Consider the following 25,603-nt stretch of genomic DNA (forward strand, 5'->3'; position numbering starts at 1 on the left):
CCCCCCCCCCCTATTTTTTTAACACGACAAACCCCCAAACCCTCATTCCCTCAAGTGCTGGGGGGCCGCTCTTGTTTAATAACACCCCGCCCCTGCCCTTTTCCCCGGGCTGCGCCGCGCCCATCGCACGCTCGCGCTTCCTGATGATAGCAGTGGCGGTTTTTGCCGGCCTCGGTCTCGCCTGGTGGGCGGCAACGGGGCTGGGGCTGGTAAAGCCGATTTTCCTGCCCTCGCCGGGGAGCGTGGTGACCCAGCTCGGCAAGCTCTCGGGTGACGGCACGCTGTGGCTGGATGTCAGAGCCTCGATATACCGTATTTCCATTGGCTTCCTCATCGCCTCGGCATTGGCGATTCCGATTGGCGTGCTGATCGGCAGCTTCAGGACTTGGGAAGCGGCGATCGAGCCGCTTGTCGATTTCATCCGCTACATGCCGGTGGTCGCTTTCGTGCCCCTCTCCATCCTGTGGTCGGGGACGGGCGATGCCCAGAAGTTCCTGATCATCTTCATCGGCACCTTCTTTCAGCAGGTGCTGATGATCATGGACAATGTGAAGCGGGTTCCCGCTGATTTCATTGGCCTTGGCAGGACACTCGGCCTGCCGGATCGCAGGATCTTGACCCGCATCGTGGTTCCCAGCGCCTTGCCAGGCATCTGGGACACGTTGCGCATCAGTCTCGGCTGGGCATGGACGTGGCTGGTGTTGGCGGAACTTGTCGCGGCGACATCAGGGCTCGGCTACCGCATCACCGTGTCCCAGCGTTATTTCCAGACAAACACCATCATCGGCTACATCCTGCTGCTGGGCGTGCTTGGCCTCATTACCGACCAGGTCATGAAGGCACTGGGAAAAGTGCTGTTCCGGCAGGAGGGCCACGTGCAATGAGGCCGGGCCGATGAGTTTGCCCAAACTGCGGATCGAGGGTCTCCACAAGAGCTTCGGCACGGGCGCGCGGCGCACGGAAGTGCTGCGCGATATCAATCTCGATCTTGCCGACAACGAGTTCGTCTCGCTGGTGGGCACGTCGGGTTGCGGCAAGAGCACGCTGCTGTCGATCGTTGCCGGACTGCAGGATTTCGACGCGGGAGATCTTGCCATCGATGGCGCGCCAATCCTGCAGCCGGGCCTCGACCGCGGCGTCGTCTTCCAGTCCTACACCCTGCTTCCCTGGCTGACGGCGCAGCAGAATATCGAGTTCGCCCTCAAGGCCGCGGGTCATGATCGCGCGACCTGCCGCAGGATAGCACGCGAGCATCTCGATCTGGTCAAGCTCCCTCACAGCGCCAATCGTTATCCGTCTGAGCTTTCGGGCGGCATGAAGCAACGGGTGGCCATAGCGCGTGCTCTTTCCTATCGACCCAAAATGCTTCTGATGGACGAGCCCTTTGGCGCGCTCGATGCCTTGACCAGGCATCAGATGCAGGAACTCCTGACGCAGATCTGGGAGGAGCACAGGCTCACCGTGCTCTTCGTCACCCATGATGTGGAAGAAGCCGTCTACCTGTCGGACCGCATCGTCGTGATGGGGATCGGCCCGGGACGCATCATGCAGACCTTCAATGTCGATATCGAGCGCCCGCGCCGGGAAGAGGTCATGGAAACCCCGGCCTTTATGGATTTGCAGCGCAGCGTACACAAGGCGATCCGCGAGGCTTCAAAACGTCCCGAAATGGTTTAGGCGAGCCACTCAATTACTTACAATCGGCGACCAGCGTTGCGCCCAATCTCGATATCGCGCCATCGCGATTCCTGACCAGACGAGCCGCGATCGGCGGCTTTCTCCTCAACCTCGAAAAAAATTTGCAGGACAATGTCGATTTCCTAAACTCCGTTCGTCGTTTCGATGCCGGCCGGTGAGTCCGGCTCAACAAGGAGACAGACGATGCGTGTGATGGTGCTCGTGAAGGCTACCGAGGACAGCGAAAAGGGCTTTGTCCCCACGCCCGAGGCGAAGGAGGCGATGGAGGCGATGGGCAGGTTTAACGACGAGCTGCGCAATGCCGGCATCTTGCTCGACGCCGATGGCCTCAAGCCCTCCTCGCAGGGCAAGCGCGTTGCGTTCGATGGTCCCCGCCGGACGGTCATCGACGGGCCTTTCGCCGAGACCCGCGAACTGGTCGCCGGCTTTTGGCTCTGGGAAGTCAAGGACATGGACGAGGCGGTCGCCTGGGTGAAGCGCTGCCCCAATCCCATGCCGGGACCGAGCGAGATTGAAATCCGGCCGCTGTACGAGATGGCTGATTGGCAATGGGAATCTGATGCCGGAGGTCGCGGAAATCCATGACCGGGCGCGTGAGAAGCTTAGCGGCAACTGAACCTGTCGGCCGCAACCTGCTTTGCCTTCGTTATGGCTTTGGCCGATAAGGCAGCATGACGGCAGGCGAGACGCAGCAGGCGATCGAGGCGATTTTTCGCATTGAACGAGCCCGGCTCATCGCGGGCCTGGCCCGCCTCGTGCGCAATGTCGATCTTGCAGAGGAACTGGTGCAGGACGCCCTGGTCATAGCCTTATCCGAATGGTCCAGGACCGGCGTTCCGGCCAATCCCGGCGCTTGGCTGATGACGGTCGCCAAACGCCGCGCCATCGACGCGATCCGTCACGACAAGATGCGCGAGCGCAAGCATGAGGAGATCGCGCGGGAGCTGGACGGCGAGTGCGATGGTACGGCCGAGGGAAACGAAATGGCCATGAACGACGATCTTGGCGACGAGCTGCTGGGCCTCATCTTCACAGCCTGCCATCCCATACTTTCGGCCGACGCCCGCGCGGCCCTCACGCTGCGTGTCATCGGCGGCCTGACGACAGACGAGATCGCCCGTGCTTTCCTGTCGAGCGAGGTGACGATCGCCCAGCGCATCGTCCGCGCAAAGAGGACGATCGGAAAGGCCGGGCTCAGCTTCGAGGTGCCGCGCGGCGCCGAGCGTGCGGCGCGTCTGTCCTCGGTGCTGGAGGTCATCTATCTCATCTTCAATGAAGGCTATGCTGCCACGGCAGGCGACGACCTTGTCCGGCCGAGCCTGTGCCTGGAGGCACAACGGCTCGGCCGCATGCTGGCGGGGTTGATGGCCGAGGATGCCGAGGTGTTCGGCCTGCTGGCTCTGATGGAAATCCAGGCATCGCGCCTGCCGGCACGCATCGGGCCGGACGGCGCCCTCTTGACCCTGACCGAGCAAAACCGCGCGCGCTGGGACCAGCTGCTGATCCGCCGAGGCCTTGACGCGCTGGCCCGTGCCGAAGCCCTCGGGGGCGATGGCCCCTATGTGTTGCAGGCCGCGCTTGCAGCCTGTCACGCGCGGGCGCGCAGTCCGGCCGACACCGACTGGCCCCGGATCGCAGCGCTCTACGACCGGCTGCGTGCAGTGATGCCCTCGCCGGTGGTCGATCTCAATCGAGCGGTCGCCCACAGCATGGCCTTCGGGCCCGAAGCGGGCCTGCGGTTGGTAGACGAGATTGCCGACGCCGCCGCCTTGCGCAATTATGCGCCATTGCCGGCGGCGAGGGGCGATTTTCTGTTTCGGGCCGGCCGGCTGGCCGAGGCCCGCGCCGAATTCGAGGCTGCGGCCAAGCTCACCCGCAACGTGCGCGAAGCGGCCTTTCTCCTCGCCCGCGCAGACGCTTGTGGTTGACAGCATCGCTCTCCGTGCCCGACGCGCCGCTCGGCAACATCGAAAGCCGCCAGTTCGCTCCCGGCCAGCCCCCTTCAATGAGCGTGATCAGCTCGCAACGCGAAAGGGATTAACGATGCGCAAGCCTTCGTCGAGCGCCATTGCGTGCTGCATGTCCTCCGACCAAAGTGTATCGCAGCCAGCGTGAACCGCCGCGGAGGCGATCATCGCGTCATAGGTGGAAAGGCCGTACCGCTCGGCGAGCCTCAATCCTGTTTCGTGGGTCTCGAGCGTGAGCGGATGAACCGTCAACAGGCCGCGCAGCGTGGTCAGCAGCGCATGCGTGTCGTCCCATGACATTTGCATCTTCCGACGCGCGACATTGGTGAGTTCATTGAGAACCTGCACGCTGATCGCCCCGCCATCGGCGATGGCCGCCTCGGCCCGATCCGCCTTCGCCGTGTCGCCTGACGCGATATGAAGAAGGACATTGGTATCGAAAAAACTAACGGGCATTTGCCTCGTCCCGATCGAATTTGAAGTCAGCGGGAAGCCGACCGCGGAAGGCGCGGAGACGCTTCAGCAACTCCTCACGCCCGGGCTTCCGCGCGACGCCAAGCTGGCGGGCGTCAGCGACATGGATTTCGATCTCATCGCCTTCCCTGAGTTCAAGCGCTTCGACCACAGCGGCGGGAAGGCGGACCGCAAGACTGTTTCCCCATTTGGCGACCTGCATGCCACTTCCTCTCTTAGATATACGCTGGAAGAAATGTATATCCACAAGTCGTCAAGGTCAAGAATTGCAGCCAATCGGTTTATTCATTTTGGAGGAGAGGGCCTCGATCATGCCAGCAACTGCGTCGGCACGCCGAGAATCGGTCCTGCCTCGGCGAGCCGCTGGTCGAGGGTCCACACCGTGGCGCCATGCTCCGATGCCGTCGCGAGGTGCAGGGCGTCGCCAGCACGAAGCCCGAGCATATGCTGATCGGCGAATTTCGCGGCGACCCGAAAATGCCCGCCCGTCACCGGCAGCACGGTGAAGCTCTCAGCGACAAGCCTATTGAACATCGCGAGCGCTGCCGCGCGTTGCTCCAGGTCGATCTGTCCGGTCCGAAGCTTGATCGCCATGGCGGAGGACATCTCGGTGATGGTCCAGCCGCTGATCACAAGTTGCGCTGGGTCCTGCTCCACCAGCCAGCCCTGAACGCGCGCGGTCATGGCTTCGTTGGATAGCGCCGCGATGATCAGCGAAGTATCGAGATAGGACGTCAATAGCGATCGCCATCTCGCATCGATCGCACCAGATCGGCGGCAGCCTGAGCCTGCAGAGGCATGGTTGCGGTCAGGGATTGGAGCACGACGGCGTCGATCCGTTTGCGAGGGCGGGCCACGGCCGTGAGCCTGGCGACCGGCTTGCCACGCCGGGTTATGTCGATCGAGTCTCCAGCTTCAACCCGGTCGACGAGCTCACTCAGATGTGCCTTGGCGTCCGCCAGATTGACCGCGTCCATGTCACGCTCCTGACCATGTAGATAGTCATATAGCGCATCATACTTGACGATTCCAGCGCAGAGTACTTTGGCACACCAGGCTGCCCCAGGTCAGCGACTGTCGCGGCGCGCGACCATTTTCTCGTTCCACTTCTTGAAGACCGCTGTGTGAGCGAAGCAGGTGATCGCTCCTGCAACGAGAATTATGCCGCTTCCCGCTTGACTCACACATATCCCGGTGGTTATACATCGATCAATAGCCGAAGGGTTATCGATCCCAATGCCAAACGCTCACGATGTACTCTTCAGAACGCTTGCCGATCCGACTCGGCGCGCTATTTTTGAGCGGCTGTGTCGCGAAGGAGAGCAGACGGTCGGGGCTCTAACGGCTCAGGCCGGGATCTCGCAACCGGCCGTGTCAAAACATCTCGGCGTTTTGAGGCAGGCCGGGCTCGTGCGCGACCGCCATGCAGGGCGACAGACCCATTATAGCGCGCAGCTTGCTGCGCTTGCCCCCCTGATTGACTGGACAAGCCAGATGACCGGGTTCTGGCAGAGCCGGTTCGACGACCTCGAAGACCTGCTCAAAAGGATGGACCAGTGAACGAAATGGCGACCGAAACGCTCTCCGTCGTTGTCGAACGGGAAATCGCTTATCCGCCCGAGAAGATCTGGCGCGCGCTCACGCAACCACACTTGATCGAGGAGTGGCTCATGAAAAATGACTTCAAACCTGTCGCGGACCACCGTTTCAATCTTCACGCAGACTGGGGCGCTGTCGAATGTCAGGTGCAGACGGTCGAGCCGAACAGAACACTGACTTACACGTGGGATACCAAGGATCTCAAGAGTGTCGTCTCCTGGACCCTCACCCCCACGAGCACCGGAGCCCGCTTGCGCATGGAACAGTCGGGCTTCCGGCCGGATCAGCAGCCTTACTTCCGGGGTGCCAAAGTGGGCTGGCCGAGGTTCTTTGACGACCTGGAGCAGGTTCTGGCGCGGACGGACTGAGATCCGCTGGGCTATCCAAGCAAGGGCTCTGTTACAGAGCGACATCACGAGGCGATAATGGAGGCAAGCCAATGAAGATCAAGTTGGCCAAAGTATACGTGGACGACCAGGAAAAGGCACTGGGCTTTTACACCGAAACGCTCGGCTTTACCAAGAAGGCCGATTTCAGCAATGGGCCGTTTCGCTGGCTGACCGTTGGATCACCCGACGAGCCGGACGGTGCCGAGCTGCAACTCGCGCTCAATGAAAACCCCGCTGCAAAGACCTACCAGCAAGCCATTTTCCAGCAGGGCCAGCCCGCGGTCATGTTCTTCACCGATAACGTCAAGGGCGACTACGAGCGCATAAAAGCGCGCGGCGCCGAGTTCACGATGCCGCCGACCGAAGTAACCGGCTCGACCATCGCCCAGCTGAACGACAACTGCGGCAATCTCGTTCAAATCACCCAACTGGCGCGCTGGTAAAGCATGCGTTCAGTGGCGTGGCTGCCCGGCGGGAGTCGCCAAACGGGCCGCCCGATCCGCTTCGGTTCGTCTTCAGAGGAGGTCTCAATGGATTGGAACAAATGGGTTCGGCAGATCCACCGCTGGCTGTCGATTATCTTTGCGGCGGTCGTCGCCGCCATCTTCATCAGCCTGGGAGTAGGCAAGGAACCCGCCTACTGGGTATACCTGTTGCCGCTGTTTCCAATCGGCTTGCTCCTGCTTACCGGTCTGTACATGTTCGTGCTGCCTTACGCGCCCAAGTGGCGCAACGCAGGGGGCACCGGCGCATTGGAGTGAACGCATGGCCAACAAGACGTCCATCAAGTCAGCGGCGGTCGCGAAGAAGCCCGCCGCCAAGCCTGCAGCCGCCAAGCCGGTCCTCCTCGCAGGCGGCAACCCGCAGATCCCGAAGGGTGATGGTGACGCTCCTGTGCAGGCCTACATCGCGGCCATGCCGGGCTGGAAACGCGACGTCGGCCGCCGCCTCGACGCACTCATCGAGCGCAACGTTCCCAACCTGCGCAAGGCCGTCAAATGGAACTCGCCCTTCTATGGCGTAGAGGGTCAAGGCTGGTTCCTCAACTTCCATTGCTTCACAAAGTACATCAAGCTGGCTTTCTTCCGCGGCACGTCGCTGCATCCTGTCCCTCCAGGCGAGTCCAAGCACAAGGACGTGCGCTACCTCGACATCCGCGAGGACGACCAGCTCGACGAAGCTCAACTCACCGACTGGGTAAAGCAAGCCAGCCAGTTGCCTGGCGAGCGAATGTGAGTGGAATGCGAGTCATTCCCGCAAACCCGGTGCCGACTAGCGGTATTCATGTGACGGGCGAGCGGCAACAACCCTAGGGAAAGCGACAATGATGATGAAGAGCGGCTCTATGGAAGGAAATGCAGAAAGCTCTCCCTCTCAGCTGATAGATGCGAGGATCAGTGAGCTGGGCGATTGGCGAGGCAAGACGCTTTCCCATATCCGCGCTCTCGTCAAGCAGGCTGACCCGGAAGTGGTCGAGGAGTGGAAGTGGCGAGGCGTTCCGGTGTGGTCGCACGCCGGAATAATCTGCACCGGCGAGACCTACAAGAACGTCGTGAAGGTGACCTTCGCAAAGGGCGCCTCCCTGCCGGATCCTTCAGGCCTGTTCAACTCCAGTCTCGAAGGCAACACCAGGCGCGCCATCGATATCCGTGAGGGCGAAGATATAGATGAGAATGCGTTCAAGGCGCTGATACGCGCTGCTGCCGCCCTGAACACGGCCCGATAGTCAGCTCCGGCCGATATGGTCGGCTAGCGGGCCGAGAGCGGCGAGCAAAGCTTCGCCGGTGGCTTGCGTCGCGTTCTCATGCGGCGCGCGCAGGTTCAGCCAGCGTCTGTCGCCGGACCGTACCGCCAGCACTGCCTTCATCGCGGAGATGAGGCCGGCGTCCTGGATGATTTTGCGGAACGCCTTGATGGCGGCATCCGCGTCAGTAATGTCCTCTCCCGCCAGTGCTGCGTCGTAGAGGGCCCGGATCGCTGCGGCATTCAGATTGACCGTCGCCGAGATGCACCCCGCAGCACCGTTGGCGAGGCCTTTCGTCAGCTGTGCTTCCGAGCTCGGGAACACCGCGACCCCTGGGGCTGCCGCAATGACCGCCGCGGTGTTGTTCCAATCGCCGGCGCTGTCCTTGTAAGCCACCACGACATCCGGAAACGCTTGGCTCAAGCGGGCGGTCAGCGCCGGGCTCACCGGTACGCCGGAATTCTGCGGGATGTGGTAGAGGATCATCCTCATCGCCGGGTTCGCCACCCGTTCGATCAGCTCGCCATAGTAGCGGGCCTGTCCGTTGTCGCCGGCGGCCGTATAGAAGAACGACGGCAGCACCATCACCCCGGCACAGCCGAGCCCGACGGCATGCGCCGTCAGCTCGACGGTTTCGGCAAGTGCTGTGACACCGGTGCCGGGTATCAGACGGCCTGGCGAAATGCCGGCCTCGACCAGCCACTCCAGCGCTTGCATGCGCTCGCGCAACGAGACGGACAAGGCCTCGCCCGTGGTGCCGAACGGCGACAGGAAATGCGCTCCCTGATCCAGCACCCATTTGGCGTGTGACATCCAGAGGTCGCGGGCAATGCGGCCGTCGTTTTCGAACGGCGTCAGGATCGGTGCGATGGTTCCTTGTGGGCGGATCATGTGCGTCCTTCTAAAGCCGGCATCAAAAATGTCGAGCAAGCTACATGAAGCAATGTTGCTGAGTACCGGCCGTTCGACCTCGAAAGCAAGCGGCTCGCGCATAGGCGCGCGATTGTGATCGGGCGGCGGTTCTGAGGCTCTCGAGGTATATCCTTGTCACGGGATAACGTCGTCTGGCCGAAAGGGGGTGACAAACGAGTTCTGCTGTTTCATCAATGCCGCCTTTTGAGGAGAAGCCCATGCGGAGGATCGGTGTCGGCATAATCGGCTGCGGCAACATTTCGGATGCCTATCTGAAGGCATCGCCACAATTCCCGGTGCTCGACATTGTCGGCGTCGCCGACATCAACCGGGCGGCGGCCGAGGCCAAGGCAGCGGCCTACGGCCTGGCTGCCATGCCGGTCGACGCGCTGTTGGCCGATCCGCGCGTCGAGATCGTGCTCAACCTGACGACGCCGCAGCATCATGTGCCGGTCGGCCTGCAGGCTGTCGGGCAAGGCAAGCACGTCTATTCCGAGAAGCCGCTGGCAACGACGCTCAGCGACGCCGAGCGGCTGGTCGCGGCCGCGCGCGAAAAGGGCGTGCGCGTCGGCTGCGCACCCGACACCTTTCTTGGCGGCTCCCACCAAACGGCGCGGCGGCTGGTCGATGAGGATACGGCTGGGACCATTGTCGCCGGCTCTGCCTTCATGCAGGTGCCCGGCCACGAGCTCTGGCATCCCAATCCGGATTTCTACTATCAGCCCGGCGGTGGGCCGATGCTCGACATGGGACCGTACTATCTGACCTGCCTTGTCAATCTCCTGGGTCCGGTAAAATCCGTGACCGGGCAGGCGAAGTCTTCCTACGCCACCCGCACCATCGGTTCTGGACCGCGCCAGGGCGAAACCATCCGGGTCGAGGTGCCGACCCATATTTCCGGCCTGCTCGCATTCGAGAATGGCGCCGCGGTCTCGATCACCACCAGCTTCGACGTCTGGAAGCATGAGCACAATCACATCGAACTTTACGGAACCACGGGCTCGATGATCGTCTCCGATCCCAACCAGTTCCAGGGCGACATCAGGACCAGCCAGCGCAAGGGCGACTGGACGGTAGCCGATCAGATCCATTCCTATGGCAACGGCAATTACCGGGGCCTCGGCCTTGCCGACATGGCGCAGGCGATCGTCTCCGGCAGACAACACCGCGCCAGTCTCGATCTTTCCCTCCATGTCCTGGAAATCATGGAATCGATCATCTCTTCAGCAGAGATAGGCCAGCGTATCGATCTCAGATATGGCTGCGCCCGGCCGGCGCCGATGCGCGCCGACCTGCCTTTCGGAATTCTGGAATAGGGAATAATGCGATGAGCAAGACGGCACTGATTTTCTGGGGCGGCTGGGAAGGTCACACCCCGGCCCGAAGCGCCGAAATCGTCAAGGAGATGCTGGCCGGCAACGGCTTCGACGTGCAGCTGGAGCAGGGGACTTCGGCGCTTGCCGATCCGCAGCTGAGCAAGCTCGATCTCATCGTCCCGGTGATCACCATGTCGACGATCGAAAAGCCGGAGCTGCAAAACCTGACCAGCGCCGTCGGGGCCGGCACCGGCCTTGCGGGCTTTCACGGCACCATGTGCGACAGCTTCCGCAACGAGCCGGAATACCAGTTCATGACCGGCGGCCAGTGGGTCGCCCATCCCGGCAACATCATCGACTATCACGTCGACATCACCAGGCCGGGCGATCCGGTCATGCAGGGCATCGACGGCTTCGCCTACCGTTCAGAGCAGTATTACATGCATGTCGATCCGACCAACGAGGTGCTGGCGACGACTACTTTCACCGGCGAGCATCTCGATTTCATCGCCGGCGTCGTCATGCCGGTTGTCTGGAAGCGCCGCTACGGCAAGGGCCGCGTCTTCTACAGCGCGCTCGGGCACACCGCCGACGAGTTCGCCGTGCCGCAAATGCGCACGATGTTCGAACGCGGCGCGATTTGGGCCAGCCGAAACTCGGATCTTGGATAGCCGTTCAATCTGAACGCCACGTACCGTTGTAATCTCTCATAGGGCGGCCGCCCGAACGCGGACACAGGCACTGGGCTGCGGCAAGCAATTGACTGCCATGGTAGTATCCAATACATCAGCGGTCCTCATCGAGAAATTCCGCAGCTGGAGGTCGAATGGAGCAGACGTGGCGATGGTTTGGGCCGAGCGACGCGGCAACGCTTGCCCATGCCAGGCAGGCCGGCGCGACCGGCATCGTGACGGCACTGCACGACATCCCTTACGGCGAAGTCTGGCCGATCGACGCCATCAGGCAGCGCCAGGCGCTTATCGAGGCGGATCCGACGATGGGCCTGAAATGGAGCGTCGTCGAGAGTGTGCCCGTGCACGAGGACATCAAGCTCGGCCGCGGCGATCTCGACCGGCTCTACGACAATTTCAGGCAGACCTTACGCAATCTCGGCGCCTGCGGTGTGCGCACGGTCTGCTACAACTTCATGCTGATCCTCGACTGGACCCGGACCGACCTGGCTGCGCCGCTGCCGGGCGGCGGACGGGCGCTCCGCATGAACATGCACGAGCTTGCCGCGTTCGATTGCTACATGCTGCAGCGCAAGGGATCGGAGCGCGACTATGCGTCCGATGTTCTCCAGCGGGCGAGCGAATGGTTCGAGACGACGCCGGGTGCGTCAAAAGAGCGTCTGCTTGCCAACATCATGGCCGGCCTGCCAGGCGCCTTCAAGCGCTATGACATAGCGGAATTGCGCGAAGTGGTGGCCGAGCAGTCGAGCCTGTCGCACGACCGGCTGCGTGAGAACGTCGTCCGTTTTCTCGAAAACGTTCTGCCGGCGGCCGAAGAGGCGGGCGTCACGTTGGCGATCCACCCGGACGATCCGCCGCGCGATCTCGTCGGCCTGTGCCGGATCGTCAAGAACGCGGACGACATCGCCTTTATCCTGGACGCAGTGCCATCGGCCCATAGCGGCCTCACCTTGTGCACGGGGTCGCTGGGCGCCAACCCGGCCAATGACGTGCCCGCCATCGCCAGGCGCTTTGCGCACAAGATAAACTTCGTGCATCTGCGCAACGTCAGCAAGGACCCGGACGGCTCGTTCATGGAATCCGAGCATCTGAGCGGCGATGTCGACATGGTCTCGGTGGTCTCGATCTTGCTCGACGAGCAGCAACGCCGCCGCGACGCCGGCGAACCGTCGGCGCTGCTGCCGTTTCGCCCGGATCATGGCCACGAGCTGATCGATGACGCTGCGCGGCACACCCATCCGGGCTACCCCGTGATCGGCCGTCTTCGCGGCCTTGCCGAACTGAGAGGCGTAATGACGGCGATTGCCCATCAGCGCGGCTACCGGCTGCAATGACGGCGCCCCGCCTGCTCTGCGTCGGCGCGCTCACCTACGACACGATCTTGCGCCTCGATGTCCTGCCCTCCGGCGCCGGCAAGTTCCTGCCAAGCGAGGCCGTGCAGATCGCGGCCGGTATGGCGGCAAGCGCCGCCGCCTCGGCCAGCCGCCAGGGCGGTCAGGTCTGGCTATGGGCAAGCGTCGGCAACGATGCCGTCGGCCGGGACGTCATCGCCCAGATGGAGGCGGAGCGGGTCGACTGTTCGCTGGTGCGAAAGGTCGAGGGCGGCCGCTCGGCCATTGCTACGATCCTGGTCGATGCCGCCGGCGAGCGTATGATCGTGCCCTTCTACGATGCCGTCACGCAAGCCGATCCGGACCGTCTTCCACATGCAGATTTTTCCCGCTTCGACGCCGTGCTGGTCGATGTCCGCTGGCCCGGAGCCGCCGCGCTGGCGCTGGCGAAGGCCCGCGAATGCGGCATTCCGGCGATCCTTGATGCCGATGTCGCGTCGCGACCGGTGCTCGACCGGTTGCTGCCGCTCGCCTCGCATGTCGTTGCCTCGCTGCCGGCGGCGCGCATCCTGTGCGGTCCGGAGGCTTCCGCCGGTTCTGCCGTCGCCATTCTCGGCGAACGGACCGGCGCCTTCGTGGCGGTCACCGATGGCGCGAACGGCACCGTGTTCCGCTACTCGGGCAGCAATGACGTCCGTCATCTGCCGTCGCCGCGGGTCGAAGCCGTCGACACCCTGGCGGCAGGCGACGTGTTCCACGGCACCTTCGCTCTCGGCCTGGCCGAAGGTTGGGACGAAGAGCGGGCGATAGCAGTGGCCAGTGCCGCCGCCGCCCTGAAATGCCTGCGCTTTGGCGGACGTCTTGGAGCACCGACGCGCGCGGAAACGCTGGCTTTCATGCAAGGATCGACATGACGCCGAACACGGTTGGGCCGGTTCGGCAAAGAAGGGCACGTCAAGTGGCGCCGATCGACTACCATGGCAGTCACTGCGCAACTGTTCGAGGGAGGATAAATGGCTGAGTTCAAAAAACGCGCACTGGTAACCGGGGCAGCCATGGGCATCGGTCGTGCTGTCGCCGAAAGACTGGCCGAGCAAGGTGTCGACCTGATCCTGTTCGACCGGGCGGGCGATCAGCTGGACGAGGTCGCGGCACAGCTTTCGGGGCGCGGCGTGACCGTGCACACCGTGCTTGGCTCGACCGCCGACACTGAAGCCTGCGGCCGCGCCGTCGAGCTTGCCCGGTCCGCGTTCGGCGGGCTCGACATGCTCTCCCACAATGCCGGCATCCAGCGTTACGGAACGGTGGAGACCACGGACGAGGCGCTTTGGGACGAGGTGATGAACGTCAACCTCAAGGCTGCCTACCTGCTCTCCCGCGCGGCGATGCCGCTGCTGCGGCAAAGCCGCGGCGCCATCGTCCATATGAGCTCGGTGCAGGGTCTGGCCAGCCAGGAAGGGGTTCTGGCCTACAGCACGGCCAAGCACGGCCTGATCGGCCTGGTCAAATCGATGGCCGTCGACTATGCGCCGCTCGGCGTGCGCGTCAATGCCGTCGCTCCGGGTGCGGTCGACACGCCGATGCTGCGGGATGCGGTCAAACTCAACGATAAGCCCGACGAGATCCTGCGCATCCTCGACAATATGCATCCGCTCGGCCGTACCGCCCGGCCGCAAGAGATTGCCGCAGTCGTCGCCTTCCTGCTGTCCGACGATGCCTCCTTCGTCACCGGCGAGGTCGTACGCGTCGATGGCGGCCTGCTGGCGCGCATCGGCGGTTCTCCGCGCAAGGAATAACGTCGGCGCTGCTGCTTGCGCAGGCATTTCATGAACGGCTTGACGCTGCAGAGCCTATAAGGGGTCGCCGATGGCAGGGCTTTTGGGAATGCGGACCACCACCGAGGGGCGGTTGGGCGAAACCGGCCCCGGCGTATCGGTCGCGGCGAGGACGTTCGAGGTTCTGCTCGACCAGATCCTGACCTTCCGTCTGAAGCCGCATGAAGTGATCTCGGAAAAGGCGATGTCGGAAGCCCTTGGCGTGAGCCGCACGCCGGTCAGGGAGGCGCTCGCCCGGCTGGCCGGTCTTGGCTTGATCGACATTTATCCGCAGCGCGGCAGCATGGTGGCGCCGCTCCGGATTGCCGATCTCGAGAAATCGCAGTTCCTGCGCGAAGCGCTCGAAGTCGGCCTGATCAAGCGCGCGGTCGAGAGCCCGCGCCGTGCCGACCTGCTTGCCGTGCTCAAAGGCGAACTGGCCGTCCAGGAGACGTTCGCCTCAATCGCGGACGACAGGCGCTTCTTCAAGTCGGACGAGCTGTTCCACCAGCACATCGCCAGCCATGCCGGCTTCCCCGGAATCTGGGCCGACATCAGCGCGGCGAAGCTGCACATGGACCGCTTCCGCTTCCTGTCTTTTCCGCGCCTCGACAGCATGTCGGTGGTCCTCGGCCAGCATCGGCGGATTGTCGATGCGCTTGAGCAGGCCGACGCGTTTGCGGCGGAAGAGGCGATGCGAACGCATCTTCGCCGCATCTTCGAGGTGCTCGAAATCGTCCAGCAGCGCTATCCCCACTATTTCGAGGCCCCAGGCTCGACGGGAAAGAGGACCGAAGCAGCTGCCGTCGGTTTGGCCGAACGTCAACCAATAGTGTGAGCCCGCTGTCAGCCGGCTCAATCCAAGCCTGGGCCTTTCTTCGGCGCTTCCGAAGGTGTCTTGGTCTTGCTGCCGGATTTGTCGGAAGCTGGCTCGGCTTTGCGATCTTGACCCTCGCCGCCTTGCTCCTTGCGGAGCTGCTTTTCCACTATCGATCGCGATCCTTCCGCCGGGTCTTGTTCAGGATGAGTATCGGTTCCCGTCATGTCGGCTCCTATCCATTTTGATCAATTGCGTGCGGCGTGGGCTGACCTCCGCCGCCGGTTCTGTCGCGCCCGATCATCAGCCAGGCGGCGAACAGCACGACCAGTACGACCACGATCCAGGCGACGAAACGAGGCATCGGCCTCATGTCCCTCGCCGCCGCTTGCTGCCGCGTGCCTCCGGATCGGAGCCGGCCTCGACCGTTGGATCGGGCACGACCGGGCCGCGTTCGGCCTCGGAACCCTCAGCTTCGATCTCCTGCACGGCCTGATCCCAGTGCTCGCGCTCGCGTCCTTGCGGACGGCCTTCGCGCTCCCAGATCTCATGGGCTCGCTGCCTGATACGCTCTTCCCTGTCCATGGCCTTTGCCTCCTCATCCCCTAATCCGGCGATCGCTGGTTTGTTCCGCGGTGCCAGCGCCGTTCATCGCGGTTCAGTTGACCTGATCACCCAGCGCTCTAGATCAACCTTCGCGCCGAAGTCGCTTGGTGCGGGGAGAACAATCGTGTGGCAGCAACGCTACAAGCACGTATTGTAAATGCCGTTACAGCCGTCGGTCTTCGACCAGACCGCCCGTGCTTGCTGCTGATAATATTTGTATTGACGGCATGCTCGCCTTCCGACCAGGTCGAGCAGCAGTCGAAAACCGCGGCTTCCGCCACACAGACCGCATCGCTGGTCCTGGAGAGCTGGATCGCTGGGGGAGCCCCGTCGGAATACACGTCGCGCACTTTGCAATCGGTCGGCAAGGCGCTCGCCGATGCCGGTGCGCAAATCCAGTCCGCCAAGTCGCCTGAGCCCAGCGGGCAAGCCGGTCTGACGATGGCGGTTGGACGGCTTTCGGCAGCGGTAATTCGCGCGGCGACGGCCGTGCAGAACGGCAACCGCTCGGAAGTGGAACACGCGCAGCAGGATCTGCGGGCCGCCGCCGCCGATCTGAGCACGTCCTACGCGAAATATTTCGCGCCGAAATCATGAAGAAGCTGCTCGAAATATCGCTCGGCGTCGTCACCAGCGTTGGCGGCTTTCTTGAGGTCGGATCAGTGGCGACCGCCGCTCAGGCCGGCGCGGCGTTCAGGTTTCAGCTGATATGGGCCGTCGTCCTGGGCACGATCTGCATCATCTTCCTGGTCGAAATGGCCGGACGCTTCGCCGCAGTTAGCCATCACACCATCGCCGACGGGATCCGGGAACGGTTTGGCTTCAACGCCTTTCTGTGGCCGTTGCTTGCGACCTTGCTGGTCAATTTCCTGGTCATGGCAGCCGAAATCGGCGGTGTTGCCATTGCGCTCGAGCTCGCCACCGGCATCGGCTTTCATTGGTGGGCGCTGCCGGTCGCTTTTCTGGCATGGCTGTTCCTCTGGAAAGGCACGTTCGGCTTCATCGAAAAAGGCGTCTCGATCCTCGGTCTCGTCACGCTGTGCTTCGTGGTTGGCGCTATCATGCTGAGACCCGATTGGGGGCAGGTTGCGGCCGGCGCCGTGCCCACTCTGCCGGACCACGACGCGGCCAAATACTGGTTCATGGCGGTCAGCATTCTTGGCGCGTCGATATCGCCTTACCTGTTCATGTTCTATTCGTCGGGAGCGATCGAGGATCAGTGGGACAGGAGCTATCTCGGAGCCAATCGGGCGATTGCCGGCATTGGCATGAGTTTTGGCGGCACGATCGCGATCGGTGTGCTGATCGTGGCGGCGCTCGTGCTGGCGGCGCACGGCATAGAGCAGGTCGACGACTACCATCAATTGCCGCTGATGCTGATCCAGATCTTCGGTTTCTGGGGATTCATCCTGTTCGTCGCATCGCTCGGCATTGCCTGCTTCGGTGCCGCGCTCGAAATCGGGCTGCAGCAAGCCTATCTCGTGGCGCAGGGTTTCGGCTGGACGTGGGGCGAGGACCAGAAACCGCGCGACGATCCCGGCTTCAGCACCGTCTACACTGTCTCGCTGTTTCTCGCCGCCATTCCGATCGCACTGGGTCTCGATCCGCTGAAGCTAACCATCTTTTCCATGGCGCTGACGGCCGCCAGCCTGCCGCTGACCGTGGTGCCGTTCCTTTTCCTGCTGAATGACGAGCGTTATGTCGGCGAGCACCGCAATGGCATGATCGCGAATGCCGCGGTCATCTTCATCATTGCGCTCGGTTTCGTGCTCGCGATCGGGACCATTCCTTTGCAGATATTCGGAGGCACGTGATGGATTTGCTACGCGACATTCTGGACAAGCAAGTGGTCGACCGCGAGCAGGTCAAGATCGGCAAGGTGGACGGTCTGGTGGCCGAGCTCAGGCCAGGCAAGCCGCCCAAAATCGTTGCGGTCGAGCTCGGCTCGATCACGCTGGCGCGTCGGCTTGGCGAGCGACCCGGGCGCTGGATGGCGCGGCTTGCGGCAAGGCTCGGCGGCAAGCGCCATGCCGAGCCGCACCGCATCGCCTGGAACAAGGTGCGCGACATCGGCGTCGACATCGAGTTCGATATCGACGTCCGCGAAACGGCGATCTTCGACTGGCAGGACTGGCTGCGCGATCATGTCATTGGGCGCATCCCGGGAGCTGGATGATGGCCACCATCAATCTCGAGCAATTGGCTGGCAGGAATGTGCTTTCGCAGCGCGGCAAAAGCATCGGTCATATCGAGGAGATACGCGCCGAACCGGATGGCGACGACCTTGTGATTAGCGAGTACCATGTCGGCATCTACGCGGCCTTCGAGCGTCTGTCCGCTTCGGCCATCGGCATTGCGGTCCTCAATGTCTTTGGACTGCGCAGTCGCGACAGCATGTACCGCATCCCTTGGGACAAGCTCGACATCTCCGATCCGGCGCGGCCGCGGTTGTTATGCGCGACGGAAGAACTTTCCGGTATGAAGGGGAGTATCGAGGGCGATAAACCGGAATGAACGATACTTTCCCGCCGTCGGAGAATGGGGTCCAGTGAAAGTCCTGGTTACCGGCGCCACCGGCCTGATCGGTGCCTCGGTCGTGGCACGCCTTCTTTCCGAAGGACATGAGGTGATCGGATTGGTCCGCAGCCCCGGCGCAAACCGGACCGGCAATTATCAATTGCTGGTGCTGGACATGGCGGTGGCGCTGCAGCCCGAAGACTGGCTACCGCACCTCAGGGGCATAGACGCCGTCGTCAATTGTGCCGGCGTTCTGCAGGATAGCCCTCGTGAAAAGACGCGCGAAGTCCATCGCGAGGCGGCGGCAGCACTCTTCCTCGCCTGTGCGCGGGCAGGGGTTGCCCGGGTGATCCACTTCTCGGCAATCGGCGTCGATCGGGCGCAGCCTTCGACGTTCTCGGCGACGAAACTGGCCGGCGACCAAGCGCTTATGGCGCTTGATCTGGATTGGGTGATCCTGCGCCCGTCCGTGGTGCTCGGCCGGCCGGTGTTTGGGGCCAGCGCATTGTTTAGGGGTCTCGCCTCGCTGCCGGTGCTGCCGTCCATGCCCGCCACCGGCCGGCTCCAGGTGGTACTACTCGACGATGTGGTCTCAACAGTCGTCTTCCTTCTCGATCCCGACAGTCCGTCTCGCGTCGTGTTGGAACTTGTCGGTCCCGAACAGCTGAGCATGGACGAGGTCGTCGGCAGCTATCGCCGATGGCTCGGCTGGGCTCCTGCAGCCAGGTTTGTCTTGCCGGCGGCTGTTGCAAGGCTTCTCTACCGCCTCGGCGACCTTGCCGCGATGTTCGGCTGGCGTCCACCGATGCGCACCAACGCGGCCAGAGAGATCGGCCGAGGAGCGGTTGGAGATCCCTCGGACTGGACCGCTGCGACCGGCATACGCCCGCAAACCCTGGCGGGCTTCCTCGCGCTCAATCCGGCAACGGTGCAGGAAAAATGGTTTGCCCGGCTGTATTTCATCAAGCCGGCGATCTTCGTCGTCCTGCCCTTCTTCTGGATCATGACGGGAATCGTGTCGCTGACAACCGGCTACGGCAGCGGCGTCGATCTGATGCAAGGCACGGGGGCCGGCATCCTGTCGGCACCGGCCGTGATCGCCGGCGCTCTTGCCGACATCGCCGTCGGCGTGCTCATAGCCTGGCGGCCGGCGGCGCGAAAAGGCCTCTATGGCGGCATCGCGCTCTCGCTCTTCTACCTGGTCGTCGGAAGCTTCCTGAGCCCCGAGCTGTGGAACGACCCGCTTGGGCCGTTCCTCAAGGTGTTGCCGATCCTGGTGCTGCACTTTGTGGCCTTGGCAGTGCTGGAGGAGCGTTGATGCTCTATTTCCTGCTGAAATTTCTGCATGTCATCGGCGCATCCGTGCTGCTTGGTACCGGCGCCGGTATCGCTTTCTTCATGCTGCTCGCCCACAGGACCGGCAATGCCGCGACGGTTGCGGCGGTGGCGCGTATCGTCGTCGTCGCCGACTTCCTTTTCACCGCGACGGCCGTGGTCGCGCAGCCTTTGACCGGAGCCGCGCTCGCCTGGCAGGCAGGCTACTCGCTGTCGGAGGGCTGGATCGTACTTTCGATCGCGCTCTATATCTTCACCGGAATGTTCTGGCTCCCGGTCGTCTGGATGCAAATGCAGATGCGCAAGCTGGCATCGCAAGCCGCCACTGCAGGCGCGCCGTTGCCGCCGCGCTATCATCGGCTCTTCTGGCTGTGGTTCGCCTTCGGCTTCCCCGCCTTCGCTGCGGTACTCGGGATTTTCTGGCTGATGATCACTCGGCCTGCGATCGACTGGTGAAGACAGGCCGCGTGCAGCTGCCGGGATCAGCGATGACTTTCATTTCAGCGAATAGAGATAGGCCGCGATATCCCGCGCCTCCTGCTCGGAAATTCTGGTCGAAGGCATTGCCGTGTGCGGATTGATCTCTCTTGCGGCGCGTATCCAACGAACCATGTTTCGCGGGTTGTTGGACAATACGCCGCCGATATAGACCCGGGTGGCCAAGCTGGCGTCGAGGCGTGGACCGACCAGTCCCTGCGCGCCGGGCACGCCAGTGATCGTGTGGCATCCGGCACAGCCATTGGCCATGATGATTGGTATGGCGCGGGCGCCAACACCGCCGGTTGCATTGTCGGCCTTCTGCTCCACTCGACGGCTTTGCTCGAAGTACAACGCGATCCCGGCCAGGGCTGCAACAAGCACGACAATTGCCGCGGCGCCGAGGATGGGTCCGGACGGAGTGAAGCGCGATGTTGCGCGCACGCCGATGCTGCCAGGGGCATTGTCCGTCTTATGCGCGACCCTGACGAGGCGCTCCGGCCACAACGTCAGCGCCGCCCAAGCTGCGGCCAGCACGGCAATTGCCGTCCCGGCACCAATGACCAGCTTAGACAGCCTGGAGCGCATGCGACGCCTCCCATCTTCTCTGTCCACTTGAGCGAATCCACAGACCGGCCAGGAGCAACGCGGCTCCGCCATAAATCAGGCCGGCCGGAACCCACATCACCGAGCCGGCGAGCTGCTGGTCCTCGAGCGGGCTAAGGCTCCACAATTCCGCGCCGGCTGCGTTTACCGGGTACCACAGCCTTGGCGAGACCAGCAGCAGCACCCCGAGCAGGCCGGTGTGCAGCGAGGTGAAAAAGAGGTGCATGACTGCGCTGCCGTAGGCTTGTTCGCGGCCTGAACGCGGCAGCAGCACCCACCAGAACAGCAGCCCCGTACCGAAGAAGCTGGCATGTTGCGCATAATGCAGGACACCCTGTGCAAGCGCCGCCTCGAACAGCGCCGGAACGTGCCACGCCCATATCGCGACGCCGTGCAGGAAGGTCGCGGCTAGAGGGCGGCTGACGGCGGCCCAAACGGCTCGAAGCACCTTCGCCTGCCCGGCTGCGCCAAATGCCAGCCGCAGCTTGATCGGCAATGCCCACATCATCGCCGCCGCCGGACGGGAGGCGACCAGCAGGGGTGCCGCCACCGCCATCAACAGCTCGTGCTCGATCATGTGGGCGGTGAAAACGCGCTCACCCAATGCATGGAGCGGACTGACCAGTGCTGCCGCCAAAATGGCCCAGCCGGTCGCAAACAGCAAGGCTTGCCGCAACCGCAACGGGCGGCTGCGGGCACTCCGCCGCCACAGCCGAAAGGCGCCTGCCGCGTAAAGCAGTGCGATCATGGTTAGTGGCAGCGTGATCGGCAACGCCAGCGTCCAGCCGGCCTGCGGGGCGCCGGCACCGTAGCAGATCGAGGTCGAGAAGAGCGCGTCGAAGCTCATCGTAGGCAGCCGTCAACAATGAGCGAAGCCGCGCCTTGCATGACGATTACCAGCGCAAACAGCACCGCGCTGAGAATGCCGATATTGGCGACGAAATGCTCGGTGCCGCGCGTACGATCCGGTTTAAAGGCGGCGCCACCTTGCTGTCGCGCCCGCCACGAAAGCACGCCGCCGAGCAAGGCCAGCACTGTCAGCACCAGCGCAATGACCGGTATGACGGGAATGCCGTGGGCGCACTGCCACTCCACGACCGCGTAATTCAGCTGCGTCGACACCGCCCAGGCCAAAGGTCCGGACAACAGCCCGCCCCATGATGTGCCCAAGCGAAGCGCACGCATCTCAGTCAAGCCTCGGCATCCAGTAGATCAACAGATAGATCGGGATCCAGGTCGCGACCACGAAATCCCAGTAGAAGACGTTGTCGCCAACGTCCCCGAAACGCCGGCCGCTATAGCCATGGCGCGTGAACATCAGCACCGTCAGCACCAGCGTGTCGCCGACGTCGGTAATCAGGTGCGTTGTGTGAAGGCCGAGCAGGACCCACAACATCGAGCCGTACGCATTGGTATCCCAATAAATGTTGAGGGCCGGAAATTCGAACCACCGCACGACAAGCGGTGCGATACCGAGCAGCGACATGACGATCAGGCCGATGCGCACGGGCACCATGGCACAGGCTTCGGCGTAGCGGTTCAGTATGTGATTGGGCACCACGCTGGCGAGCAGCAACAGCGTGACGATGGTGCCCGGCCAATGGTTGGGCGGCGGCACGCCCAATGGCCATTTGGGCGACAGATAGGCGAGGTAAAGATAGGTGCCTGCGGCGAGCGCAAAGCCGGTGCCTTCCAGCGCCATGAAGGCGAGAGTGCCCCACCAGGTCGGGCTGCGCGGTCCGATCCCGAAGGTCGGGAGTTTGGAAAGATCGGCGACAAGACGCTGTTTCATTCCTCATCCTCCGGATCGCCTTTCGGCCAGAACCAACCGATCAAAGTGATGGCGATCGGCCCGGCTCCCCAGACCACCGCCCACGGGCTGAAGATCGAATAGAGAAAGGTGGCGCCGACGGCGAGCGCGGCGAACAATGGCCAGATCGACGGCGTCGCCGACTTCTCGCGCACCTCTGGATGCGCCTCTGCCACGGTCGAAATGACAAGTTCGCGCGCGTCGACGCGAAGCCCGGTCGCGACAGGCAGCGTGTCACGTTCGGCCCAGAGCGGCTCGGCGTGGGTAACCACCGGGATCCGAGCGAAATTATAGCTCGGCGGTGGAGAGCTCGTCGCCCATTCCAGCGTGCCGGCATTCCAGGGATTGTCCCCGGCCGGGGCGCCCCTCGAGGCGCTGTACACCAGGTTTATAGTGAACAGAACGAAGCTTAGGAACAGGATGATCGCGCCGGCTGTGATGAACAGGTTGATGTTGCCCCAGCCGAGTTCCACCGGATAGGTGTAGACCCGCCGCGGCATGCCCCACAGGCCGACAATGTGCATCGGAAAGAACGCCGCATTGAAGCCCAGGAAGGCAAGCCAGAAGTGCCAGCGTCCGAGACGTTCGCTCATCATCCGGCCGGTGATCTTGGGGAACCAGAAATAGGTCGCGCCGAGCAGCGGGAACACCGACCCGCCGATCAGCACGTAATGGAAATGCGCGACCACGAAATAGGTGTCGTGCACTTGCAGGTCCAATGGCACCGACGCCAGCATCACCCCAGTCAGGCCGCCCGCGACGAACGTGAAGAAGAAGCCGAACACGAACAGCAGCGGCGTTCTGATTATCGGGCGTCCGTCCCACAATGTCGCCAGCCAGCAGAAGATCTGCAACCCGTTCGGAATGGCGATCAGCATGCTCGAGGCCGTGAAGAAGCTCGCGCCGAGCTTGGGCAGACCGGTTGCGAACATGTGGTGAACCCACAGGCCGAACGACAGAAAGCCGACTGCGATCAAGGCGAGTACCATGCCCAGATAGCCGAATACCGGACGCCGGGCGAAAGCGGCGATGATCGAGGACACCATGCCGGTAGCCGGCAGGAATATGATGTAGACTTCGGGGTGGCCGAAGAACCAGAACAGGTGCTGGAACAGCAATACGTCGCCGCCCTCGGCGGGATTGAAGATATGGGTGCCGACCAGCCGGTCGAGGATCAGGAACGTCGACGTGATCATGACCGCCGGCATGGCGAACACGATGACGAAGGAGGTGACCAGCATCGCCCAGACATAGAGCGGAATCTTGTCCAGCGACATGCCCGGCGCACGCTGCTTCAGCACGGTGACGATGGTGGCAACCGCGACCGCCAACGATGACACTTCGGTATAGGTGATCATCTGCGCCCACACGTCGGAACGCTTGCCCGGCCCGAATTCAGGGCCGGACAGCGGCACGTAGGAGAACCAGCCGACGTCGGGCGCCATGTCGAGTGCAAACGACACCCAGGCGAAGAGGCCACCGGAGAGATAAATCCAGAAGCTGAATGCATTGAGGCGCGGAAAGGCGATGTTGCGGGTGCCGACCATCAGCGGCACGAGGTAGATGCCGGTCGCCTGGACGATCGGCACCGCAAACAGGAACATCATGGTCACGCCATGCATGGTGAACAGCTGGTTGTAGCGGTCGGGCCCGATCAGCCCGCGCTCCGGCCCCGACAGTTGGATGCGCATGGCAACGGCGCTGAGGCCACCGAGGCACAGGAAGGCGAAAGCGGTGATCAGGTAGCGCCGCGCGACAATCTTGTGGTCGACGCTCGAGAGCGCACCGATGATGCCCGGCGCCGTCTGCCATGTCCGCGCCAGCCAGCGGTCGAGGCTGGAGTCGTCGAGGCTGGTATCGCGAGGACCGTCGCGCTCGGGGGCCAGGTCTCCTTTGCCGGCCGCTGCTCGCTCGCCGGCGAGCCGACGCTCACGGGCCACGTCGGCGCTGCTCATTTCAGGCCCTCGAGATAGGCGACGATCGCATTCAGTTCGTCCCCGTCCAGTCGCACCACGGGCATGTGGGCGCCTGGCTTGATCCCCTGCGGATTGGCTATCCAGGCTGCGAGATTGCCGCGGCTCATTGTCAGCGTGCCGGCAGCGAGCGTTTGCCTGCTTGCGATATGGGTGAGGTTTGGGGCGACCGTGCCGCCGGCGATGGTGCCGCCGATCTTGTGGCACATCACGCATGGCCGTTTGAGGAACAGGTCGTGGCCGGTTTTGGCCTCGGCCGACACGGGAGCGGCCGCCGGCCGCAGCTGATCGTTCAGCCAGGCATCGAAGACGGGCCGAGGTTCGGCGATGATGAAGGTGCTCATATTGGCATGCTGCGCGCCGCAGAACTCGGCGCATTGCCCGCGATAGACGCCGGGCTTGTCCGCCTTCAGATCGAGAACGTTCTCGTGGCCGGGGATAAGGTCCAGCTTGCCCGAGAGGTTCGGCACCCAGAAGGAATGGATAACGTCGGTCGAGGTCACCACAAGCCGCACCGGCTCGCCCGCCGGGATGTGGATTTCATTGGCGGTCGTCAGGATGCGGTTCGGCTGATCGTTTTCGTAGCGCACCTCCCACCACCATTGATGCCCGGTCACCCGGATCGTCAGCGCCGCATCCGAGCCGATGGCGGCGAGCGTCCGGTTAGCGAAGTAGCTCAGCAGCGTCAGGCCGACCAGGATCAGGGCGGTAGCGGCGAGTGCGGCGACGACAATTCGCATCTTGCTGCGCTCGGCGGCAGCGTCGAGGACAAGCGGGTCGCCGAGCGGCGCCGGGCGCCGGGCCAATGGCACGATCAGCACGGCCATCACCAGAAGCCAGACCACCGTGCACAGCGCGGTGAAGAACCAGATCAGCCATGCGAGTTCGCCCGCGGCCGGCCCCTTTGGGTCGAGCGCGGATTGCCAGCCGCTGCACCCTGCAAGGAGCAGGATGCAGGCCGTGCCCCCGCACACCGTCCAGACACCGCGGCTCACGGCGACTTCCCCAGCGTCGCGGCGTCCGGCAGGCGATTCTCGGATGGATGGGGCATCATGTCGTCGTCGCGGCCCGGCGCGGCGGAGGACGGTGCGTTGCCGCTCAGTGCCCGGACGAAGGCAGCAAGCTCCCATATTTGGTCATCCGGGATCGTGTCGCGGAAGCTCGGCATGCCGTTTGGCCGGCCGTCCCTGATCGTGGCGTGGATGCTTTCGATCGAGCTGCCATAGAGCCACTTCTGGTCCATGAGCGCCGGGCCCATGCCGCCGCCGCCATTGGCATGGCAGCCGGAACAGTTGAACCAGTTGAACAGACGCTTGCCCTCGCTGAGGTGGAAGGCGTTGGCCTCGAACACGGCGGCCTTGCTGTCGGACGAGGTCGGCCGTTGGCCGCCCGGCTCGAGGGCAGTCACGGCTGCCGGTTGATCGCCCGAGCCGAGCGCCGATTGTGGACGCGTGTCGCGTTCCTCACGCTGGCAAGCGGCAACCGCGAGGATTGCGAACACCAGCAAGAGAAGACCTCGCTTCATT

General features: G+C 63.2%; 37 protein-coding genes. 22 read left to right on the forward strand and 15 right to left on the reverse strand.

Going from position 1 to position 25,603, the window contains the following annotated elements; translation table 11 throughout:
- The first annotated feature begins 143 nt into the window (after positions 1-143).
- From NKI24_RS28305 to NKI24_RS28320, 4 genes are all read left to right on the forward strand, one after another.
- A complete protein-coding gene (locus NKI24_RS28305; protein ID WP_036238341.1) occupies positions 144-884 on the forward strand; it encodes an ABC transporter permease in 741 nt (246 codons plus the stop codon).
- A 10-nt stretch (positions 885-894) separates the two neighbouring features.
- On the forward strand, positions 895-1,677 hold the full coding sequence (locus NKI24_RS28310; RefSeq protein ID WP_352451005.1) for an ABC transporter ATP-binding protein: 783 nt from the start codon (positions 895-897) through the stop codon (positions 1,675-1,677).
- Positions 1,678-1,881: 204 nt separating this feature from the next.
- Entirely contained in the window at positions 1,882-2,283 is a 402-nt protein-coding gene (locus NKI24_RS28315; protein WP_352451006.1) for a YciI family protein, read from the forward strand.
- Between the two features lie 86 nt (positions 2,284-2,369).
- Positions 2,370-3,626, forward strand: a complete 1,257-nt coding sequence (locus NKI24_RS28320; RefSeq protein WP_352634581.1) for an RNA polymerase sigma factor — start codon at positions 2,370-2,372, stop codon at positions 3,624-3,626.
- Between the two features lie 87 nt (positions 3,627-3,713).
- Here NKI24_RS28320 and NKI24_RS28325 read toward each other — a convergent pair whose 3' ends face one another.
- From NKI24_RS28325 to NKI24_RS28340, 4 genes are all read right to left on the reverse strand, one after another.
- The gene (locus NKI24_RS28325) at positions 3,714-4,121 is read right to left on the reverse strand and encodes a PIN domain-containing protein (RefSeq protein WP_352451008.1); all 408 of its coding nucleotides are present in this window, start codon (positions 4,119-4,121) and stop codon (positions 3,714-3,716) included.
- Positions 4,111-4,341 (reverse strand): AbrB/MazE/SpoVT family DNA-binding domain-containing protein, encoded by a 231-nt coding sequence (locus NKI24_RS28330; protein WP_023676182.1) that lies wholly within the window; start codon positions 4,339-4,341, stop codon positions 4,111-4,113. Before NKI24_RS28330 ends, NKI24_RS28325 begins: the two co-directional genes overlap by 11 nt.
- A 107-nt stretch (positions 4,342-4,448) precedes the next feature.
- A complete protein-coding gene (locus tag NKI24_RS28335; protein ID WP_352743996.1) occupies positions 4,449-4,877 on the reverse strand; it encodes a type II toxin-antitoxin system VapC family toxin in 429 nt (142 codons plus the stop codon).
- The gene (locus tag NKI24_RS28340; RefSeq protein WP_352451010.1) at positions 4,874-5,116 is read right to left on the reverse strand and encodes a type II toxin-antitoxin system Phd/YefM family antitoxin; all 243 of its coding nucleotides are present in this window, start codon (positions 5,114-5,116) and stop codon (positions 4,874-4,876) included. The genes NKI24_RS28335 and NKI24_RS28340 overlap by 4 nt, the downstream gene beginning before the upstream one ends.
- Positions 5,117-5,375: 259 nt before the next feature.
- Between NKI24_RS28340 and NKI24_RS28345 the strand changes: the two genes are divergently transcribed.
- The 6 genes from NKI24_RS28345 (at position 5,376) to NKI24_RS28370 (ending at position 7,853) form a co-directional block, all read left to right on the forward strand.
- Positions 5,376-5,699 (forward strand): ArsR/SmtB family transcription factor, encoded by a 324-nt coding sequence (locus NKI24_RS28345; protein ID WP_023716560.1) that lies wholly within the window; start codon positions 5,376-5,378, stop codon positions 5,697-5,699.
- Entirely contained in the window at positions 5,696-6,106 is a 411-nt protein-coding gene (locus tag NKI24_RS28350; RefSeq protein ID WP_352451011.1) for an SRPBCC family protein, read from the forward strand. Before NKI24_RS28345 ends, NKI24_RS28350 begins: the two co-directional genes overlap by 4 nt.
- 98 nt (positions 6,107-6,204) lie before the next feature.
- Entirely contained in the window at positions 6,205-6,570 is a 366-nt protein-coding gene (locus NKI24_RS28355) for a VOC family protein (protein ID WP_352750015.1), read from the forward strand.
- 87 nt (positions 6,571-6,657) lie between these two features.
- A complete protein-coding gene (locus tag NKI24_RS28360; protein WP_352750016.1) occupies positions 6,658-6,888 on the forward strand; it encodes a hypothetical protein in 231 nt (76 codons plus the stop codon).
- Positions 6,889-6,892: 4 nt separating this feature from the next.
- On the forward strand, positions 6,893-7,363 hold the full coding sequence (locus tag NKI24_RS28365) for a DUF1801 domain-containing protein (protein WP_023676176.1): 471 nt from the start codon (positions 6,893-6,895) through the stop codon (positions 7,361-7,363).
- A 91-nt stretch (positions 7,364-7,454) separates the two neighbouring features.
- Positions 7,455-7,853, forward strand: a complete 399-nt coding sequence (locus NKI24_RS28370; protein WP_352623196.1) for a DUF1801 domain-containing protein — start codon at positions 7,455-7,457, stop codon at positions 7,851-7,853.
- Here the strand turns inward: NKI24_RS28370 and NKI24_RS28375 are convergent, their stop codons facing one another.
- The gene (locus NKI24_RS28375; RefSeq protein WP_352750017.1) at positions 7,854-8,762 is read right to left on the reverse strand and encodes a dihydrodipicolinate synthase family protein; all 909 of its coding nucleotides are present in this window, start codon (positions 8,760-8,762) and stop codon (positions 7,854-7,856) included.
- A gap of 239 nt (positions 8,763-9,001) precedes the next feature.
- Between NKI24_RS28375 and NKI24_RS28380 the strand changes: the two genes are divergently transcribed.
- The 6 genes from NKI24_RS28380 (at position 9,002) to NKI24_RS28405 (ending at position 14,774) form a co-directional block, all read left to right on the forward strand.
- Positions 9,002-10,099, forward strand: a complete 1,098-nt coding sequence (locus tag NKI24_RS28380; RefSeq protein ID WP_352750018.1) for a Gfo/Idh/MocA family protein — start codon at positions 9,002-9,004, stop codon at positions 10,097-10,099.
- 11 nt (positions 10,100-10,110) lie between these two features.
- Positions 10,111-10,770: a ThuA domain-containing protein gene (locus NKI24_RS28385; RefSeq protein ID WP_352750019.1), complete on the forward strand. Its 660-nt coding sequence runs from the start codon at positions 10,111-10,113 to the stop codon at positions 10,768-10,770.
- Positions 10,771-10,925: 155 nt separating this feature from the next.
- Positions 10,926-12,125, forward strand: coding sequence for a mannonate dehydratase (gene uxuA / locus NKI24_RS28390; RefSeq protein WP_352750020.1), 1,200 nt, complete (start codon positions 10,926-10,928; stop codon positions 12,123-12,125).
- Positions 12,122-13,036: a PfkB family carbohydrate kinase gene (locus NKI24_RS28395; protein ID WP_352750021.1), complete on the forward strand. Its 915-nt coding sequence runs from the start codon at positions 12,122-12,124 to the stop codon at positions 13,034-13,036. Before uxuA ends, NKI24_RS28395 begins: the two co-directional genes overlap by 4 nt.
- Before the next feature lie 99 nt (positions 13,037-13,135).
- Positions 13,136-13,918, forward strand: coding sequence for an SDR family NAD(P)-dependent oxidoreductase (locus NKI24_RS28400; protein ID WP_352750022.1), 783 nt, complete (start codon positions 13,136-13,138; stop codon positions 13,916-13,918).
- A gap of 70 nt (positions 13,919-13,988) precedes the next feature.
- Positions 13,989-14,774, forward strand: coding sequence for a GntR family transcriptional regulator (locus NKI24_RS28405; RefSeq protein WP_352451507.1), 786 nt, complete (start codon positions 13,989-13,991; stop codon positions 14,772-14,774).
- 17 nt (positions 14,775-14,791) lie between these two features.
- Here NKI24_RS28405 and NKI24_RS28410 read toward each other — a convergent pair whose 3' ends face one another.
- The 3 genes from NKI24_RS28410 to NKI24_RS28420 are packed head-to-tail and all read right to left on the reverse strand — an operon-like array spanning position 14,792 to position 15,338.
- Complete coding sequence (locus NKI24_RS28410; RefSeq protein ID WP_352451508.1) at positions 14,792-14,980, reverse strand: hypothetical protein; 189 nt, start codon at positions 14,978-14,980, stop codon at positions 14,792-14,794.
- 8 nt (positions 14,981-14,988) lie between these two features.
- Positions 14,989-15,117 carry a hypothetical protein gene (locus tag NKI24_RS28415; RefSeq protein WP_280952094.1) on the reverse strand — a complete coding sequence of 43 codons (129 nt, stop codon included), beginning with the start codon at positions 15,115-15,117 and terminating at the stop codon, positions 14,989-14,991.
- Between the two features lie 5 nt (positions 15,118-15,122).
- Positions 15,123-15,338: a DUF2934 domain-containing protein gene (locus NKI24_RS28420; RefSeq protein WP_023676165.1), complete on the reverse strand. Its 216-nt coding sequence runs from the start codon at positions 15,336-15,338 to the stop codon at positions 15,123-15,125.
- A 240-nt stretch (positions 15,339-15,578) separates the two neighbouring features.
- On the opposite strand from NKI24_RS28420, the gene NKI24_RS28425 reads away from it, so the two are divergent.
- Genes NKI24_RS28425 through NKI24_RS28450 form a run of 6 tightly spaced genes read left to right on the forward strand, consistent with a single transcriptional unit; the run spans position 15,579 to position 19,667 of the window.
- Positions 15,579-15,956 (forward strand): hypothetical protein, encoded by a 378-nt coding sequence (locus NKI24_RS28425; protein WP_352451509.1) that lies wholly within the window; start codon positions 15,579-15,581, stop codon positions 15,954-15,956.
- Complete coding sequence (locus tag NKI24_RS28430) at positions 15,953-17,173, forward strand: NRAMP family divalent metal transporter (RefSeq protein ID WP_352750023.1); 1,221 nt, start codon at positions 15,953-15,955, stop codon at positions 17,171-17,173. The genes NKI24_RS28425 and NKI24_RS28430 overlap by 4 nt, the downstream gene beginning before the upstream one ends.
- Entirely contained in the window at positions 17,173-17,535 is a 363-nt protein-coding gene (locus tag NKI24_RS28435) for a hypothetical protein (protein WP_352451511.1), read from the forward strand. Before NKI24_RS28430 ends, NKI24_RS28435 begins: the two co-directional genes overlap by 1 nt.
- Positions 17,532-17,873, forward strand: a complete 342-nt coding sequence (locus NKI24_RS28440; protein ID WP_352750024.1) for a hypothetical protein — start codon at positions 17,532-17,534, stop codon at positions 17,871-17,873. Before NKI24_RS28435 ends, NKI24_RS28440 begins: the two co-directional genes overlap by 4 nt.
- Before the next feature lie 34 nt (positions 17,874-17,907).
- Positions 17,908-19,194, forward strand: a complete 1,287-nt coding sequence (locus tag NKI24_RS28445) for an SDR family oxidoreductase (RefSeq protein ID WP_352743978.1) — start codon at positions 17,908-17,910, stop codon at positions 19,192-19,194.
- The gene (locus NKI24_RS28450; protein ID WP_352451514.1) at positions 19,194-19,667 is read left to right on the forward strand and encodes a DUF2269 family protein; all 474 of its coding nucleotides are present in this window, start codon (positions 19,194-19,196) and stop codon (positions 19,665-19,667) included. Before NKI24_RS28445 ends, NKI24_RS28450 begins: the two co-directional genes overlap by 1 nt.
- A 39-nt stretch (positions 19,668-19,706) precedes the next feature.
- On the opposite strand, the gene NKI24_RS28455 is transcribed toward NKI24_RS28450, so the two are convergent.
- Genes NKI24_RS28455 through NKI24_RS28485 form a run of 7 tightly spaced genes read right to left on the reverse strand, consistent with a single transcriptional unit; the run spans position 19,707 to position 25,602 of the window.
- Positions 19,707-20,276 carry a c-type cytochrome gene (locus NKI24_RS28455; RefSeq protein WP_023676158.1) on the reverse strand — a complete coding sequence of 190 codons (570 nt, stop codon included), beginning with the start codon at positions 20,274-20,276 and terminating at the stop codon, positions 19,707-19,709.
- Positions 20,257-21,141 carry a cytochrome c oxidase assembly protein gene (locus NKI24_RS28460; RefSeq protein ID WP_352451515.1) on the reverse strand — a complete coding sequence of 295 codons (885 nt, stop codon included), beginning with the start codon at positions 21,139-21,141 and terminating at the stop codon, positions 20,257-20,259. The genes NKI24_RS28455 and NKI24_RS28460 overlap by 20 nt, the downstream gene beginning before the upstream one ends.
- Entirely contained in the window at positions 21,138-21,479 is a 342-nt protein-coding gene (locus NKI24_RS28465; protein WP_352743974.1) for a hypothetical protein, read from the reverse strand. Before NKI24_RS28465 ends, NKI24_RS28460 begins: the two co-directional genes overlap by 4 nt.
- A gap of 1 nt (position 21,480) precedes the next feature.
- Complete coding sequence (locus NKI24_RS28470; protein ID WP_352451517.1) at positions 21,481-22,086, reverse strand: cytochrome c oxidase subunit 3; 606 nt, start codon at positions 22,084-22,086, stop codon at positions 21,481-21,483.
- Entirely contained in the window at positions 22,083-24,059 is a 1,977-nt protein-coding gene (gene ctaD / locus NKI24_RS28475) for a cytochrome c oxidase subunit I (protein ID WP_352451518.1), read from the reverse strand. Before ctaD ends, NKI24_RS28470 begins: the two co-directional genes overlap by 4 nt.
- Positions 24,056-25,072 (reverse strand): cytochrome c oxidase subunit II, encoded by a 1,017-nt coding sequence (gene coxB / locus NKI24_RS28480; protein ID WP_352750025.1) that lies wholly within the window; start codon positions 25,070-25,072, stop codon positions 24,056-24,058. The genes ctaD and coxB overlap by 4 nt, the downstream gene beginning before the upstream one ends.
- The gene (locus NKI24_RS28485; RefSeq protein WP_352750026.1) at positions 25,069-25,602 is read right to left on the reverse strand and encodes a c-type cytochrome; all 534 of its coding nucleotides are present in this window, start codon (positions 25,600-25,602) and stop codon (positions 25,069-25,071) included. The genes coxB and NKI24_RS28485 overlap by 4 nt, the downstream gene beginning before the upstream one ends.
- Between the last annotated feature and the right edge of the window lies 1 nt (position 25,603).

The organism is Mesorhizobium sp. M0701, from assembly GCF_040320365.1.
In the GTDB taxonomy this organism is placed as follows: domain Bacteria; phylum Pseudomonadota; class Alphaproteobacteria; order Rhizobiales; family Rhizobiaceae; genus Mesorhizobium.